Annotated in this window: 16 protein-coding genes; 6 read left to right on the top strand and 10 right to left on the bottom strand. The window is 68.0% G+C overall.

The genetic code is table 11. The features are described 5' to 3' along the window. Positions 1 to 171: 171 nt before the first annotated feature. Positions 172 to 1,401 carry an acetylornithine transaminase gene (locus tag ACIGII_RS18205; RefSeq protein WP_399640889.1) on the bottom strand — a complete coding sequence of 410 codons (1,230 nt, stop codon included), beginning with the start codon at positions 1,399 to 1,401 and terminating at the stop codon, positions 172 to 174. A gap of 74 nt (positions 1,402 to 1,475) precedes the next feature. Between ACIGII_RS18205 and ACIGII_RS18200 the strand changes: the two genes are divergently transcribed. Together ACIGII_RS18200 and ACIGII_RS18195 are read left to right on the top strand one after the other, a co-directional pair. After that, a complete protein-coding gene (locus ACIGII_RS18200; protein ID WP_399640886.1) occupies positions 1,476 to 2,348 on the top strand; it encodes an ion transporter in 873 nt (290 codons plus the stop codon). A gap of 120 nt (positions 2,349 to 2,468) precedes the next feature. Continuing rightward, the gene (locus tag ACIGII_RS18195) at positions 2,469 to 2,846 is read left to right on the top strand and encodes a hypothetical protein (protein WP_399640884.1); all 378 of its coding nucleotides are present in this window, start codon (positions 2,469 to 2,471) and stop codon (positions 2,844 to 2,846) included. 87 nt (positions 2,847 to 2,933) lie between these two features. Here ACIGII_RS18195 and ACIGII_RS18190 read toward each other — a convergent pair whose 3' ends face one another. Next, on the bottom strand, positions 2,934 to 3,752 hold the full coding sequence (locus tag ACIGII_RS18190; protein WP_399640881.1) for an SDR family oxidoreductase: 819 nt from the start codon (positions 3,750 to 3,752) through the stop codon (positions 2,934 to 2,936). Positions 3,753 to 3,876: 124 nt separating this feature from the next. Next, positions 3,877 to 4,539, bottom strand: a complete 663-nt coding sequence (locus tag ACIGII_RS18185; protein ID WP_399640878.1) for a serine/threonine-protein kinase — start codon at positions 4,537 to 4,539, stop codon at positions 3,877 to 3,879. A gap of 103 nt (positions 4,540 to 4,642) precedes the next feature. Here ACIGII_RS18185 and ACIGII_RS18180 point away from each other — a divergent pair, with 103 nt between their 5' ends. After that, the gene (locus ACIGII_RS18180; protein ID WP_399640876.1) at positions 4,643 to 6,634 is read left to right on the top strand and encodes a bifunctional DedA family/phosphatase PAP2 family protein; all 1,992 of its coding nucleotides are present in this window, start codon (positions 4,643 to 4,645) and stop codon (positions 6,632 to 6,634) included. Between the two features lie 67 nt (positions 6,635 to 6,701). On the opposite strand, the gene ACIGII_RS18175 is transcribed toward ACIGII_RS18180, so the two are convergent. From ACIGII_RS18175 to ACIGII_RS18165, 3 genes are all read right to left on the bottom strand, one after another. Continuing rightward, positions 6,702 to 7,313, bottom strand: a complete 612-nt coding sequence (locus tag ACIGII_RS18175) for an LON peptidase substrate-binding domain-containing protein (RefSeq protein ID WP_399640874.1) — start codon at positions 7,311 to 7,313, stop codon at positions 6,702 to 6,704. Between the two features lie 10 nt (positions 7,314 to 7,323). Further along, positions 7,324 to 8,688, bottom strand: coding sequence for a UDP-N-acetylmuramate:L-alanyl-gamma-D-glutamyl-meso-diaminopimelate ligase (gene mpl / locus ACIGII_RS18170; protein ID WP_399640871.1), 1,365 nt, complete (start codon positions 8,686 to 8,688; stop codon positions 7,324 to 7,326). A 369-nt stretch (positions 8,689 to 9,057) separates the two neighbouring features. Next, positions 9,058 to 9,621 carry an adenylate kinase gene (locus tag ACIGII_RS18165; protein ID WP_399640868.1) on the bottom strand — a complete coding sequence of 188 codons (564 nt, stop codon included), beginning with the start codon at positions 9,619 to 9,621 and terminating at the stop codon, positions 9,058 to 9,060. 139 nt (positions 9,622 to 9,760) lie between these two features. Here ACIGII_RS18165 and ACIGII_RS18160 point away from each other — a divergent pair, with 139 nt between their 5' ends. Beyond that, complete coding sequence (locus ACIGII_RS18160) at positions 9,761 to 11,017, top strand: 6-phosphofructokinase (RefSeq protein WP_399640866.1); 1,257 nt, start codon at positions 9,761 to 9,763, stop codon at positions 11,015 to 11,017. A gap of 2 nt (positions 11,018 to 11,019) precedes the next feature. Here ACIGII_RS18160 and ACIGII_RS18155 read toward each other — a convergent pair whose 3' ends face one another. Then, positions 11,020 to 11,523, bottom strand: coding sequence for a hypothetical protein (locus tag ACIGII_RS18155; protein WP_399640864.1), 504 nt, complete (start codon positions 11,521 to 11,523; stop codon positions 11,020 to 11,022). A gap of 352 nt (positions 11,524 to 11,875) precedes the next feature. On the opposite strand from ACIGII_RS18155, the gene ACIGII_RS18150 reads away from it, so the two are divergent. Further along, positions 11,876 to 13,903 carry a sodium-translocating pyrophosphatase gene (locus ACIGII_RS18150; RefSeq protein ID WP_399640863.1) on the top strand — a complete coding sequence of 676 codons (2,028 nt, stop codon included), beginning with the start codon at positions 11,876 to 11,878 and terminating at the stop codon, positions 13,901 to 13,903. Between the two features lie 43 nt (positions 13,904 to 13,946). Here ACIGII_RS18150 and ACIGII_RS18145 read toward each other — a convergent pair whose 3' ends face one another. Both ACIGII_RS18145 and ACIGII_RS18140 read right to left on the bottom strand, forming a co-directional pair. Next, complete coding sequence (locus tag ACIGII_RS18145) at positions 13,947 to 14,309, bottom strand: YbaN family protein (protein WP_399640860.1); 363 nt, start codon at positions 14,307 to 14,309, stop codon at positions 13,947 to 13,949. A 28-nt stretch (positions 14,310 to 14,337) separates the two neighbouring features. Next, a complete protein-coding gene (locus ACIGII_RS18140; protein ID WP_399640858.1) occupies positions 14,338 to 14,925 on the bottom strand; it encodes a biliverdin-producing heme oxygenase in 588 nt (195 codons plus the stop codon). Between the two features lie 181 nt (positions 14,926 to 15,106). Between ACIGII_RS18140 and ACIGII_RS18135 the strand changes: the two genes are divergently transcribed. Further along, positions 15,107 to 15,352 (top strand): DUF2789 domain-containing protein, encoded by a 246-nt coding sequence (locus tag ACIGII_RS18135; RefSeq protein ID WP_399640856.1) that lies wholly within the window; start codon positions 15,107 to 15,109, stop codon positions 15,350 to 15,352. 36 nt (positions 15,353 to 15,388) lie between these two features. Here ACIGII_RS18135 and ACIGII_RS18130 read toward each other — a convergent pair whose 3' ends face one another. Further along, a complete protein-coding gene (locus ACIGII_RS18130) occupies positions 15,389 to 16,024 on the bottom strand; it encodes a DUF5074 domain-containing protein (RefSeq protein WP_399640854.1) in 636 nt (211 codons plus the stop codon). Positions 16,025 to 16,043: the final 19 nt, after the last annotated feature.

Raw genomic sequence — 16,043 nt, 5'->3', positions numbered from 1 at the left:
AACTGGCACCGACCCCACATGGGGATCGGCAACCAGCCGCCTATTTCAAGAATCCCGCTGAACAACGTACTGGGTTTACACAGTTAGTCGGCTGCTCTCAGTCGGCTGCTCTCAGTCGGCTGCTCTCAGTCGGCTGCTCTCAGTCGGCCACCGTCAGTCAGCGGCCCATCCTCAACGCGACGCGATGAACGACTGCACCGCAGCACGCAGCCGCTTCAGCCCTTCGGCAATTTCCTCATCGCTGATGTTCAACGCCGGCACGAACCGCAGCACATCCGGTCCGGCCTGCAGCGTCAGCAGCCCGTGCTCGGCAGCATGGTCCAGGATCGCCCCGGCCTGCCCGGCGAAATCCTTGTCCAGCACCGCGCCCAGCATCAGGCCACGGCCGCGCACCTGGCTGAACACCTTGAACTCGTCATTGATTTTCCCCAGCCCATCGCGCAGCGCCTGCGACTGGCGGCTCACGTTGCGCGCGATTTCCGGCGACGACAATTTACGCAGCGCAACCCTCGCCACCGCCGCCGCCAGCGGGTTGCCGCCGAAGGTGGTGCCGTGCGCGCCGAACTGCATGGTCTCGGCCACCTTCGGCCCCGCCAGCATCGCGCCGATCGGGAAGCCGCCACCCAGCGCCTTGGCGAGGGTGACGATGTCCGGCTTGACCTCGTCCTGCCAGTGCGCGAACAGCGTGCCGGTGCGGCCCATGCCCACCTGGATCTCATCAAGCACCATCAGCGCGCCGTGCTGGTCGCACAGTTCGCGGACGCGCTTCATGAAGCCCGGCTTGGCCGGCATGACCCCGCCTTCGCCCTGGATCGGCTCCAGCATCACCGCTGCGACGTCGCCGGCGGCCATCGCCGTTTCCAGCTGCACTTCATCGTTGAAGTCCACATAGCGGAAACCACCGGGCAGCGGCTCGTAGCCTTCCTGGTACTTCGGCTGCGCGGTGGCGGTCACCGCCGCCAGCGTGCGTCCATGGAAGCTGCCGCGGAACGTGACGATGACGCGCTGGTGGGCCGGACGGCCCTGCGACGAGGCCCACTTGCGCACCAGTTTGATCGCCACTTCGTTGGCTTCGGCGCCGGAATTGCACAGGAACACGCGCTCGGCAAAGCGCGAGGCGGTGACCAGCTCTTCGGCCAGGCGCAGCGGCGGTTCGCTGTAGAACACGTTGCTGGTGTGCCACAGCTTGCCCGCCTGCTCGATCAGCGCGGCCTTCAGGTCCGGATCGTTGTGGCCCAGGCCGCACACGGCAATGCCGGCGGCCAGGTCGATGAACTCACGGCCCTGGTTGTCCCAGACGCGGGCGCCCTGGCCGCGTTCGAGCACCACCTGGCGCGGCTTGTACACCGGCAGGTAGTAATGCGACAGGGACAGGAGCGGATCGGGGGCAGCAGCGGTCATGGCGGTCAGGGGTCCGAGGGGTCCGGGAAGGGGGTCCATTCTCCCCCTCCACCGGCTGGGGCACAATGCGGCCCATGCACCCCCTGCGCGCCCCCCAGCTGAACCCCGCCACCGAATCCGGCTGGCGCCGGACCTGGTTCGACATCATCTATCGCCACGACACCCGGCCGTCGCGCAATTTCGACCTGCTGCTGGTCTACGCCATCATCGCCAGCGTGCTGGTGGTGATGTTCGACAGTGTGCAGCGCTTCCACATCGAGCACGCCAGTTGGCTGTACGTGGTCGAGTGGGGCTTCACCCTGCTGTTCACCACCGAGTACCTGCTGCGGCTGGTGGTGGTGAAGCGGCCGCTGCGCTACGCGTTCAGCATATGGGGCATCATCGACCTGGCCTCGATCCTGCCCACCTACCTGTCGCTGTTCATTCCCGGCGCGCAGAGCCTGCTGGTGGTGCGCGCGCTGCGCATCCTGCGCGTGTTCCGCATCCTCAAGCTGACCCGCTACATCGAAGAAAGCGGCGTGCTGATGGAGTCGCTGTGGCGCAGCCGTCGCAAGATCCTGTTGTTCCTGTTCACGGTGATCACCATCACGATCATCGCCGGCACCCTGATGTACGTGATCGAGGGGCCGAACCATGGCTTCACCAGCATTCCCAGCGCGATGTACTGGGCGGTGGTGACGATGGCGACGGTGGGCTTTGGCGACATCGTGCCGCAGACCGTACTGGGGCGCTTCGTGACCTCGGTGCTGATCCTGATCGGCTACAGCATCATCGCCGTGCCCACCGGCATCTACACCGCGGAGCTGGCCAATACCATGCGCGATGCCGAACGCGCGTCCAAGCGCGATGCGCGCGGGTGCCCGCAGTGCGGGCTGGAAGGGCATGAGCCGGATGCGAAGCATTGCCGCCAGTGCGGTGAGCGGCTGCCGGAACCAATGAACACGTAGCCCCACGCCCCTTGCCGCCGAAGCGCAATACGACTTGAATCGCAATGATCGGAATCTGGAGGCCCATTGCCACCCTTCAGCGGACACTATCTGCCCGTTTGCTGCGTACCCGCCGAATTCATGCAAGCTGCCCATCTTTCCACCCAGCACCCCTTGTACTCGTCGAGCCCCATGCCCGGGTCGCGCGTCGAATCGAGCCCGGCCGCCTTGGCTCCCTCTGCGGCCGCGCCCATCGCGGTGAACAATTCGGCCGTGATTGAGGCGCGGACCACGGTGATCGACGCGCGGTCCGCGCTCAACCGCACGAATCAATGGGAGCGTGACGTGCTTGAAGTCGTCCCACCTGGTGAATCGCGCGATGAGATGCTGCACGTGGCGAGCGTGGCCAAAGAGCGGGCGATGAACGGACTGATCGCTGCCGAGAACAATCTTCGTGTTCTCGAGAATGTGGCTGAACATCGCAGGGAAGTGCTCACGGCGTTTGTCAACAGTCTGTGACCGGCACCGTGCCGCGCGGCGCGCGGTTGCCACGCAACAGAATCATGCCCCAGCTGACGCGGATTTTCCCGGGCGCTTGGCGCGCGATCAGTCCAGGAACAGATCCGGCAACAGCGGCCGTGACGGGTCTACTGCGTAACCGCTCAGGTCGGTGATGCCGGCCTGCGCGAGCACCTCGTCATCCAGCAGGAACTGGCCGCTGAAACCCGCCGCCTCGCGGGTCAGGACCGCGTGCGCGGCGTCGGCCAGGATCTCCGGCGTGCGGCAGCCGCCCACGTCCACGCCGGGAATCATGTTGATTGCGTCAGTGGCGATCACGGTGCGCGGCCACAACGCGTTGACGGCTACGCCCTGCGGGCCGAACTCGGCCGCAAGGCCGAGGGTGACGAAGCTCATGCCCATCTTGGCCAGCGTGTAGCCGGTATGCGGCGCCCACCACTTCGGGTCCAGGCTGGGGGGCGGTGCCAACGTAAGAATGTGCGGATTGGGTGCCTGCAGCAGGTGCGGCAGGCAGGCCTGCGCGCACAGGAAGCTGCCGCGTGAATTGACCTGCTGCATCAGGTCGAAGCGCTTCATGGGCGTATCAAGCGTGCCGCGCAGCCAGATCGCGCTGGCGTTGTTGACCAGGATGTCGATACCGCCAAACGTGTCGACGGTCGCGGCCACTGCCGCACGTACCTGGTCCTCCTCGCGGATGTCGCACTTCAGCGCCAGGCCCTGCCCGCCGGCGGCGGTCACCGCCTCGGCGGCACTGTGGATGGTGCCGGGCAGCTTCGGATTGGGCACGGCGGACTTGGCCGCGATCGCCACGTTGGCGCCGTCACGCGCGGCGCGCAGGGCAATGGCCAGGCCGATGCCGCGCGAGGCGCCGGTGATGAACAGGGTTTTCCCTTGCAGACTGGCCACGTGCCTTGCTCCCGCGAATTCATGAGGGGCCAAGTATGCCGCGCCTGCGGCGCCGCAGGCGTGGCTACCGACCAACGGTCGGTAACCACCGGGGTGCGCAGTGTCGCCCCCTGTGCGAACGCATCTACGCTTTCGGGCCCTGCCCTTCGTTGTCTTCCCAGTGCAGGATCTTCCGGGTCACGAACCGGTATACGGGCTTGCCGGTGCGGAACCACAGGTCGCGCACCCACGAGTGGCGCTTGAGCACGCGCTTTTCCACCGGGGTCAGCGATTCGCGGCAGTACATGCGCTTGTGCTTGAGCAGGTGGCGCAGGTCCTCGCGGGCCAGCAGCCGCATCCAGCGCGAACGCGGGTTGCCGATCACCGCCAGCTGGAAGTCGATCAGCGCCGGGCTGCCGTCGTCGCGGACCAGCCAGTTGGCTTCCTTGGCCAGGTCGTTGTGGGCGATGCCGTGGCGGTGCACCTTCTGCAGCAACCGGCGTGCGGCGCGGAAATAGGCCAGGTCGCCGCGCGGCGGGCGCTGGTACATGGCATCACCGGCCATGAAGCTGCGGTCCAGCCAGCGCCCGTTCCAGGCCAGCAGCGCCGGGGTGTCGGGCATGCCGTCCAGGTGCGCCAGCGCGCGCGCTTCACGTCGCGCCAGCCACCAGGCCGGCAGGCGCAGCCACCACGGCGTGGCGCCCAGGTCGCGACGGACGAAACGCCGGCCGCCCTCTTCCATCAGCAGGATGCGGCCGAAGCTGTCGGCCTTCAGGGCCTGGGAGGCGGGCGGGAGCGGTCGATTCATGGCCGCCATTCTAGGCGGCTGATCGCGCTCATTGCCGACAGATCACGCACATTCGCGGCCGCTGGCCGGGAGTCAGTCACTTTGCCCCCTCTATAATCCCCCGATGGACTCGTCATGGATCGATGCCACGCTTGCGTGGATCTCAGCTCACCCCGTGCTTGCCGGCGGGGTCATCTTCCTCATCGCCTTCTGCGATGCCGTCATCGTGCTCGGCGCCATCGTGCCCGCCCTGCCGCTGCTGTTCGCGGTAGGCGTGTTCATCGGCCTGGGCCAGATCTCCGGACCGTATGCGGTAGCGTGCGCCGCGTTGGGCGCGTTCGCCGGCGACGGCATCAGTTACTGGATCGGGCGGCGCTGGGGCGACCGGCTGCGTGGGGTGTGGCCGTTCAGCCGCTACCCGCAGCTGCTCGACCGCGGCGAGACGATGTTCCGCCGCAATGCGTTCAAGAGCATCCTGGTGGCGCGCTATGTTGGCGCGATCCGCCCGTTCGTGCCGGCCATTGCCGGCATGATGGACATGCCGGCCATGCGCTACGTGCAGGCCAGCGGGCTGGCCAGCATTTCCTGGGCAGTGCTGTTCCTGGCGCCGGGCTGGGTGCTGGGCGAAGCCTACGATGCAGTGGCGGCGGTGGCCGGCCGGCTGGTGATGGTGCTGGCGCTGGTCGGGGTGATGATGGGCGTGGTGTGGGCGATCGTGCTGTACGGCTACCGCTGGTCGGCGGCGCGGATGGACAGCTGGCTGGCCAGCCTGCTGCAGTGGTCGCAGCGCCACCCCACCCTGGGCCGCTATTCGGTGTCGGTGTTCGACCCGCAACGGCGCGAATCGGTACCGCTGGCGATGCTGGCCCTGATGCTGCTGTTGCTGGGCTGGGGCGGGTTCGCGCTGTTGATGGCGGTGGTCGCGCATGGCGAGCCGCTGCGCCTGGACCTGGCCGTGCACCAGGCCATGCTGGCGCTGCGCAACCCGCTGGCCGACTACCCGATGGCCGCGCTGGCCTCGCTGGGCGCCTGGCCGGTGCTGCTGCCGGCCACGGCGGTCACGATGGCTTACCTGGTCTGGCGCCGGCGCTGGATGGCGGCCGCGCACTGGCTGGCCGCGCTGGCCTTTGGCCTGGTGTTGACCAAGCTGCTGGGGGCCACGGTGGACGTGGTGCGTCCGCCGGATGCCAGCAGCGGCTTTGGCTTCCCGTCGGTGTCGGTGACCATGGCCACCATCACCTTCGGCTTCTTCGCGGTGCTGATCGCGCGCGAGCTGCCCGGGCGTACGCGGGTATGGCCGTATCTGCTCTCGGGCATCATCGTCAGCCTGATCGGCTTCGCGCGGCTGTACCTGGGCGCGCACTGGCTGAGCGATGTGGTCGGCGGCATGTTGTTCGGCATCTTCTGGCTGCTGGTACTGGGCATCGCCTATCGCCGCCGCTTCAACCGCTCGTTCTGGGTCAAGCCGGTGTCGTGGCTGTTCTACGGCACCTTCGCGGTCGCCGCGCTGTGGTACGCGCCGCGCAACATCGCGGTGAAGCTGGAACGCTTCGAACCGGCGCAGCCGGCACCGGCCAACGTGGCCGCGCAGGACTGGTGGGGCAGCCAGTGGCGCGCGCAGCCTTCGCGCCGCAACGAATTCGACGATGACCAGCGCTGGCCGCTGGATGTGCAGGTGGCCGGGCCGCTGGCGCCGCTGCGCGAGCGGCTGGAAAGCCAGGGCTGGCACGTGCAGCCGCAGGCCGGCTGGGAACAGGCGCTGCTGATGCTGGACAAGTCGGCCACGCCGGACGAAGTGCCGGTGCTGCCGGCCACGCTGGACACGCAGGTCGAATCGCTGCTGCTGCTGCGCCCGGGCAATGCGCCCAACGAGATCTTCGCACTGCGCCTGTGGCCAGCATCCACCCAGCTGCAGCCGGGGGACCAGCCGCTGTGGCTGGGCAGCGCGCAGACGCTGCACTACCAGCAGCACTTCCACCTGATCGGCATGTGGCGGCCGATGCGCGGCATCGATCCGTCGTTGAAGGCGGTGCGCGAGGCGCTGGAAGAACTGCCGCAGGAGGTCGATACACATCCTGAGACCGGCATGCCGGTGTTGCGGGTGCGGACGTATTGAGCGCGATCACGACCAACGGTCGTGATCTACCGGTCGTGATCTATCGGTCGGGGTCACCCGGTTCGGGTTACCAGTTCTCGTCGATGGGCGTTGCGTTGGCCGGCATCCAGCGCAGCAGCGCGTCCAGGCGCTGGTGCGGGTCGTCCTGCTGCAGCAGCTGCAGGCGCTGCGCTTCTTCCAGCGGCAGCAGCTCGGCCAGCCGCCAGCCAACCCAGGCGGCCTGATCCATCAGGGTGGGGTGCGCCGGCGCGAACGCGGTGCCGGCCTGTTCGATGATGTGCTCTAGGACCGTGGACAACAGGGCGTGTTCTGGACGCAGTTCGTCGTCGTGATCGGGCGTGCTCCATTCCACGTCGGCCATGATCAGGCCGTTGTCACGGACCCGCACCTGGCGCACGTGGAAGCGGCGATGCCCGCGCAGGCGCAGCACCAGTACACCGTCGGCGCCCATGTCGAAATCCTCGATGCGCGCCTCCACGCCATGCGCGGCCGGGGTCGCCGGTCGCCCCACTTCGTCGCCGTCCAGGATCAGGCAGACCCCGAAATGGCTGGCATTGCGGCTGCACTCGCGCAGCATGTCCAGGTAACGCCGCTCGAACACGCGCAGCCCGAGCGCGGCGCCCGGCAGCAGCACGGCATGCAGCGGAAACAACGGCAGGGTGGCAATCGAATCGGTCATGGCCCGTCGCTCAGCGCGCCTGCAGCTGGGCCAGGAAACGGCGCGGCGCGCCGTCGAAGCCGCCGTTGGACATGAACACCACGTGGTCGCCGGGCTGCGCGATCGCGCGCAGCTGCGCCAGCAGTGCGTCGGTGTCCGGCACGGCATGCGCCGCACCGCGCACCGCGGCAACCACCGCGGCCGCATCCCAGGCCAGCTCCGGACGGTGCAGGAACACCACCGCGTCGGCCAGTGCCAGCGACGGCGCCAGCGCGTGGGCGTGCGCCCCCAGCCGCATGGAATTGCTGCGCGGTTCCATCGCCACCACGATGCGGGCGTCGCCGACCTTGGCGCGCAGCCCCTGCAGCGTGGTCTGGATGGCGGTGGGATGGTGGGCGAAATCGTCGTAGACGGTGATGCCGTCGGCCACGCCGATCACCTCCATGCGCCGCTTGACGCTACGGAACCGCGCCAGCGCCGGGATCACGCTGGCCGGGGCGACGCCTACCGCGTGTGCGGCCGCCAAGGCAGCCAGGCCGTTGAGCACGTTGTGGCGACCCAGCAGCGACCAGCGCACTTCGCCCAAGGCCACGCCACGGTGGTGCACGACGAAGGCGCTGCCGTCGGCATGGACCAGCTCGGCATGCCATTCCAGGCCCGGATCGAAGCCGAAGCGCTCCACCGGCGTCCAGCAGCCCATGGCCAGAACTTCCGCCAGGTAGGCGTCCTCGCCGTTGACGATCAACCGGCCACGCGCGGGCACGGTCCGCACCAGGTGGTGGAACTGGCGCTGGATGGCGGCCACGTCCGGGAAGATGTCGGCGTGGTCGTACTCGAGGTTGTTGAGGATCGCCACCAGCGGGCGGTAGTGCACGAACTTGCTGCGCTTGTCGAAGAACGCGGTGTCGTACTCGTCGGCCTCGACCACGAACTCCCGGCCCTGCCCCACGCGTGCGGACACGCCGAAGTCCTCGGCCACGCCACCGATGAGGAAGCCCGGTTCGCGGCCGGCGGCCTGCAGCAGCCAGGTCAGGATGGTGGTGGTGGTGGTCTTGCCGTGGGTACCGGCCACGGCCAGCGTGTCGCGGCCCGGCAGCACCTGTTCGGACAACCACTGTGCGCCGGAAATGTAGCGCTGCCCGGCATCCAGCACCGCTTCCACGGCCGGGTTGCCACGCGACAACGCGTTGCCGACAACGACTTCATCGCAATCGCGGGCCACGCTGTCGGCGCGATAGCCCGGGTCCAGGGCGATACCCAGCTGTTCCAGCTGGGTGGACATCGGCGGATAGATCGCCTGGTCGCTGCCACGGACCGTATGGCCCAGTTCCCGCGCCAGGGCGGCCACGCCGCCCATGAAGGTGCCGGCAATTCCAAGAATGTGGATCGTGCTCATCGCCCGATTGTCGCCCAAAGCCCACTCTGAAGGGGAGTCGCAAAGCATCTGGGGGATAGCCCCCGGCGTCAGGGGGCGACCGCGAAGCGGCCGGGGTATGGAAACAGGCAATGGGGCCCACTGTTTGCGAAGCAGACTGTGGGACGACAGCGCGTGGCTCTGCGCGCGCTGTCAGGGAATTCCCGATAGCGGTGTACTGTGAACACGTACACAATTCAGCGCGCCAGCCGCACTACCCCCGATGGTCCTACTCCCCAAGAGGCCATCCCCAGGGGGGGCTCATGGTGTGGGGCTCTGAGCAGGCCCGATCGCTGGCGCTCTACACCGCACGCCCGGCTCCGATTGGACCGGGCGTGCGCGTGTAGGTTGTCAGCGCTTGAGCGCTGCCTGGATGCGGGCTTCGACCTCGGCAAGCCCGCCAACGCCATCAACGCGCGCCAGGGTGCCACGGCCCGCATAGAAATCCACCACCGGTGCGGTCTGGTCGGTGTAGACCTGCAGGCGCTTGCGCACCGATTCGGGATTGTCATCGGCGCGGCCCTGTTCCTGGGCACGGCCGGCAATGCGCTCGACCAGCAGTTCGCTGGGCACGTCCAGCTGCACGACCGCATCCAGCGGCTGGCCGATCTTGGCCAGCACGGCGTCCAGCGCATTGGCCTGGGCCACGTTGCGCGGGTAACCGTCCAGGATGAAGCCATTGGCCACGTCGGCCTGGCCCAGGCGCGATTCCAGCATGCCCAGCAGGATGTCATCGGACACCAGGTTGCCTGCGTCCATCACGGCCTTGGCCTGCTTGCCCAGCTCGGTGCCGGCAGCCACTTCGGCGCGCAGCAGGTCACCGGTGGAAATGTGCGCAATGTTCAGGTGTTCCTTCAGGCGCGTCGCCTGCGTCCCCTTGCCCGAACCGGGCGGTCCCAACAGAACCAATCGCATCAACCTGACTCCAACTTGGTAAAAAATGGAAGGGCGCGCGCCCCGGGAATGCCCCCAATCACGCTGCACCGCAATACACCACTTTACCTCATACCGGTAATGTCCCTGCAATGTCCCTCCCCCCGACAAAGGTCCCGACATGTCCAAAGGTACCCTGCTGTACGCCCAGTCAGGCGGCGTCACCGCCGTCATCAATGCCACCGCCTCGGCGGTGATCAGCACCGCCAGGGCCAAGGGAATCAAGGTCTTGGCCGCACGCAACGGCATCCTGGGCGCCCTGCGCGAGGAGCTGATCGACACCTCGAAGGAGTCGGCCGCGGCGATCGCGGCCCTGGCGCACACCCCGGGCGGCGCGTTCGGCTCCTGCCGCTACAAGCTGAAATCGCTGGACGCCGACCGGGCCCGCTACGAGCGCCTGCTGGCGGTGCTGCAGGCGCATGACGTGCGCTGGTTCCTCTACAACGGCGGCAACGATTCGGCCGACACCGCCTGGAAGGTGTCCCAGCTGGCCAAGGCGTTCAACTACGACCTGACCTGCATCGGCGTACCCAAGACCATCGACAATGACCTGGCCGTGACCGACACCTGCCCCGGTTTCGGATCGGCCGCGAAGTACACGGCAGTGTCCGTGCGCGAGGCGGCGCTGGACGTGGCCGCCATGGCCGAGACCTCGACCAAGGTGTTCGTGTACGAAGCCATGGGCCGGCATGCCGGTTGGCTGGCGGCGGCGGCCGGGCTGGCCGGCAACGGGCCCGACGAGGCGCCGCACATCATCCTGCTGCCCGAGCGCGCCTACGATGAAGCCGCATTCCTGGCCAAGGTGAAGCAGGTGGTCGAACGCGTCGGCCATTGCGTGGTGGTGGCCTCCGAGGGCATCCAGACCGCTGATGGCCGTTTCGTGGCCGACGCCGGCGGCGGCAAGGACTCGTTCGGGCACACCCAGCTCGGCGGCGTGGCCTCGCAGCTGGCCGCGCGGGTCAAGGACGCGCTGGGCTACAAGGTGCACTGGACCCTGCCCGACTACCTGCAGCGGTCGGCGCGGCATATCGCATCGAAGACCGACTGGGACCAGGCGCAGGCGGTGGGCAAGGCCGCGGTGCAGTACGCACTGAAGGGCCAGAACGCGGTGATGCCGGTGATCGTGCGCGGCAGCGATGCGCCCTACCGCTGGAAGATCGAAGCGGCGCCGCTACACAAGGTCGCCAATCACGAGAAAAAGATGCCGGCCAGCTTCATCCGCCGTGACGGCTTCGGCATCACCGACAAGGCGCGCGCCTACCTGTCGCCGCTGATCAAGGGCGAAGCCCCGCTGCCCTATGGCGCCGATGGCCTGCCGAAGTACGTGACGCTGAAGAACGTGGCGGTCAGGAAGAAGCTGCCAGCTTTCGAGGCGTGACGTCAGCGGCAGGCGGTGCCTTCCACGCTCAGTTGCGCGGCGAACATGGGAATCTGGGCCGTCTTGCCTGCGGCGGCCTGCTTCTTTGCCTCCTCCAGGTAGATGCGTGACTGGCCCTGGCCGTCGAGCTGCGGCGTCTGCGCCACCGGCAGGCGCCACACCCGCACCACCGCCTGCTGCGCCGGGCAGGCCGCGCTGGGGACGCGGATCACGTCGTTGAGTTTCCAGCCCTTGGCCGCGCTGGGCTGCGCTTTTTCGAAGTCGACGAAGCGGGCGCGCGGCTGGCATTGCGCGCTGGTGCGGACCACGTTGAAGCGGTAAGGCTGCGCGGCGTCGCCGGTGAAGCTGCCTTCCAGGCGGGCGCAGGCTTCGGGTATCTGGCGCAGGGTGTGCACGGCGTTGACCGCCTGCGGCGTGCCGGTCGGGCGTTGCAGTTCGGGGGTTTCGGCGGCGAAGGTGGGTGTGCAGGGGAGCAGGGCCAGCAGGATGAGGTGGCGGGGGGACATGCGGGAAGCCTCCGTTGGGGTGGAGTGAGGGTGGCTTGGGGGGGATGAACGGGGTGGCAAGGGGGTTCTGCCGGGGCGGGTGGGTGTGCGCGAACCGCGGAGCCGACCAACGGTCGGCGCTACAACCTCGTGCGGCCGGCAGTTGGGGCTCGCCATGCGGTCCGGCGCATGCGATGGGCAGAACGTGGCATTTCATTGCATACTCGGGGGGCGCTCCAGGATTGCTGAACAAAGCCACACGCTTGATGACCGGGTACGGTCTGAACGGGTCGGTCCATCGTTGCAGCCCGTTGTGCCCCACGTGGTGAGGTTCGTCCGTCGACTGGATGCCATCCATCACCCGGGAGGGGACATGCTGGAACGTTATGGGCTTTCTCTGGCGCTGTTCTGCGCCATTCTCGCGATTCTCTACGGCATCGTGTCGGCACGCTGGATCCTCCGGCAACCGGCCGGCAATGCCCGCATGCAGGAAATCGCCGCTGCCATCCAGGAAGGCGCGCGCGCCTACCTCAACCGCCAATACCTGACCATCGGCATCGCCGGCGTGGTGCTGTTCGTGCTCGTCGGTGTCTTCCTCAGCTGGTACACCGCGATCGGCTTCGCGATCGGTGCGGTGCTGTCCGGCGCAGCCGGTTACATCGGCATGAACGTGTCGGTGCGGGCCAATGTGCGCACCGCCGAAGCGGCGCGCAACGGCCTTGGCGCGGCGATGGACGTGGCATTCCGCGGCGGCGCGATCACCGGCATGCTGGTGGTCGGGCTGGGCCTGCTCGGCGTGGCCGGGTATTACGCGTTGCTGCTGCGGTTGGGGCTGGACACCGGCGCGGCGCTGCATGCGCTGGTCGGGCTGGCGTTCGGCTCGTCGCTGATCTCGATCTTCGCCCGGCTGGGCGGTGGCATCTTCACCAAGGGCGCGGACGTGGGCGCCGACCTGGTGGGCAAGGTCGAAGCCGGCATCCCCGAAGACGATCCGCGCAACCCGGCGGTGATCGCCGACAACGTGGGCGACAACGTGGGCGATTGCGCCGGCATGGCCGCCGACCTGTTCGAAACCTATGCGGTGACGGTGATCGCCACCATGCTGCTGGGCAGCCTGATGATCGCCGAGGCCGGGCGCAATGCCATCCTGTACCCCCTGGTGCTGGGCGGCGTGTCGATCATCGCCTCGATCATCGGCGCCCTGTTCGTCAAGGTGAAGCCAGGCGGGTCGATCATGGGCGCGCTGTACAAGGGGGTGATCGTGTCCGGCGTCCTGGCCGCGATCGCGTTCTATCCGATCACGCTGCAGCTGATGCCGGACAACGCGCATGGTGCGTTCAACCTGTATCTCTGCGCGCTGATCGGGCTGGTCCTGACCGGGTTGATCGTGTGGATCACCGAGTACTACACCGGCACCCAGTACAAGCCGGTGCAGCACGTGGCGCAGGCCTCCACCACCGGCCATGGCACCAACATCATCGCCGGGCTGGGGGTGTCGATGAAGTCGACCGCGCTGCCGGTGATCGCGGTGTGCCTGGCGATCTGGCTGGCGCACCTGCACGGCGGGCTGTATGGCATCGCCATCGCAGCCACCGCGATGCTGTCGATGGCCGGCATGATCGTGGCGCTGGACGCGTACGGGCCGATCACCGACAACGCCGGCGGTATCGCCGAAATGGCCGAACTGCCGCCGGAAATCCGCAACATCACCGATCCGCTGGATGCGGTGGGCAACACCACCAAGGCGGTGACCAAGGGCTATGCGATCGGGTCCGCGGCGCTGGCCGCGCTGGTGCTGTTCGCCGATTACACCCACAACCTGCAGGCCGCCCATGCGGGTGAAGTGTTCGCCTTCGACCTGTCCGACCACACGGTGATCATCGGTCTGCTGATTGGCGGGTTGATCCCCTACCTGTTCGGCGCGATGGCGATGGAAGCCGTGGGCCGCGCCGCCGGTGCGGTGGTGGAAGAAGTGCGCCGGCAGTTCCGCGAGATTCCCGGGATCATGGAAGGGACCGGCAAGCCGCAGTACGACCGCGCGGTGGACATGCTGACCCGCTCGGCCATCCGCGAAATGATCGTGCCGTCGCTGTTGCCGGTGGCGGTGCCGGTGGTGGTGGGCCTGCTGCTGGGGCCGCGCGCGCTGGGTGGCCTGTTGATCGGCACCATCGTGACCGGCCTGTTCGTGGCGATCTCGATGACCACCGGCGGCGGTGCCTGGGACAACGCCAAGAAGTACATCGAAGACGGCCACTTCGGCGGCAAGGGCAGCGAGGCGCACAAGGCCGCGGTGACGGGCGATACGGTTGGCGATCCGTACAAGGACACCGCAGGCCCGGCGATCAATCCGTTGATCAAGATCATCAACATCGTGGCGTTGTTGCTGGTGCCGTTGTTGTAACGTCTTTCCGGGGCGCACGACCGACGGTCGTGCGCTACCGGGGTCAGGGTAGCGGCGACGGCCTCGTCAACACAGACGCCGCGCTGGCGGCGAAGAACAACGCGACCCCCACCAGCAACGGCCACGACGGCCGCGCGCCCCAGCAGAACATGGCAAAGCCGAAGGCCATGCCGCCGGCGGCGAAGGCCTTGCCCCGGCGACTGATCGCGCCCTGCTCGCGCCACGCGCGCAGCGACGGGCCGTAGCGCGGATGCTCCAGCAGCTTGCGCTCGAAGCGCGGTGAGCTGCGCGCGAAACAGCCCACCGCCAGGATCAGGAAAATGGTGGTGGGCATCACCGGCAGCAGAGCGCCGATCACCCCCAGCGCCACCATCATCCAGCCCAGGCAGAACCAGAGCCAGCGCATCAGCGGACCCGGGCGCGGGCGTCAGCGCTCATGCGAATTCCAGATCGACATGGTCATGCACGCTGCGGAACGCCGCGTCGGCGGCATCGATCACGTCCTGCTCCTGGGCCGCGCTGAGCACCACGCTGTCAAGCGCGGCGGTGAAGGTGCGCCAGTGGCGCGCTGCACCGTCCGGATGCACGGCCAGGTGGCGCGCGCCGAAACCGGCGTCCAGGCCCAGCTGGCCGGCCATCTTGTACAGGATGGCGCCCCCCAGGTTGGAACCTTCGGCCACGTACAGCCAGCCCAGGGCGGCCGCCAGCGGCAGGTCCGGATCCAGGCGCATCGGTACCGGTGCGGGCAGCACCTGTTCCAGGTCGCGCAGGTCGCGGGTGACCTGCGGCAGCCGTCGGCGCGCGGCCAGGTCTGGCAGCAGCGCGTCCAGCGCGGCGTGCGCATACAGCGCGTCGATGTCGCGGTGGAAGCGGTACTGCACGCGCAGGAAGCGGGCGAAGCGATCGCGGTCGGCGAAGATCTGCCCGGCCATGATGCGCCGGTCCAGCGCGCCGTGGCTGTCGCGGGTGGCGGCCTTCAGGCGCTGGCTGCGGGTGGCTTCAAGGGTCTCGCTGGCGTTCATGGCGTTCTGGCAGGAAAAGTTGGCAGTACCGCGTAGGGCCCGGCACGGGACCAACACGCCCATGCCGCAGGTTACCCGAACCTGGATCGCGGTACCGCCTGCCCCCCCATTATGGCGATGCCATCCTCACCCGTGCCTGGCGATAATGCCGCATCGTCTCGCCCCCACAAGGATTGCCATGATGGACACCACCGAATCGCGCATGACCACCCTGTTCGAACAGCTGGGACTGGACGCAAGCAACGAGGCCATTGCCGCTTTCATCGTCAGCCACCAGTTGCCGGCCGACGTCAAGGTGACCGAGGCAGACTACTGGACACCCGCCCAGCGCCAGTTCCTGGGTGAGCAGCTGAAGGAAGATGCCGACTGGGCAATCGTCGTGGACGAGCTCAATGAAGCACTGCACGCGGACTCGGTAGCGCGTTGATGCCCCCGGGTGCATGGACCCGGCCCTGGACCGGCGTCAGGCACCCGGTCGGCGCACCGCACGCAGCTTGCCGCTGCGCCCGCCGCCGGCGTAGAACAGCCCGGCACCATCGGCTTCCAGACCGCTGACATGCATGCCCTCGGGCATCTGCAGCCGCTCCAGCACCTGCCCGCTGTGCGGGTCCACGCGGCGGATGTCGCTCCGTTCGCCGTCGTCGGTGCCGTGCCAGAGCTGGCCCTCCACCCAGGTCACGCCGGTGACGAAACGGTCCGACTCGATCGTGCGCAGCACCCGCCCGTCGGCAGGATCGATCTGGTGGATGCGGCGCTCCCGATACTGGCCCACCCACAGGCTGCCCTCGGCCCAGGCCATGCCGGAGTCGGTGCCGCCACCGGGCGCGGGAATCGAGCCCAGCACCTGGCCGGTCTGCGGATCGATCCGATCGATGCGTGCTTCGGCGATCTGATACAGGTGGGTGCCATCGAAGGCGGTACCGGCATCGCACGGCACCGCCAGCGCGCGCACGGCCTGGCCGCTGTCCGGGTCGATCGCCAGCAGCTCGGCGCCGACCGCAGCCCAGATATGGTGGCCGTCGAAGCTGACCCCATGCACGGTGTCGGCGCCGGCAAACGGGCCGTACTCACGGGTGACTTCAGCAGGATGGGTTTTCATCGCGGGATCTCCTGGCACA

Origin of the sequence: Stenotrophomonas sp. NPDC077420 (genome assembly GCF_044543385.1) — a bacterium.
GTDB lineage: Bacteria > Pseudomonadota > Gammaproteobacteria > Xanthomonadales > Xanthomonadaceae > Stenotrophomonas.
This window is presented reverse-complemented; position numbering and strand designations above follow the sequence as displayed.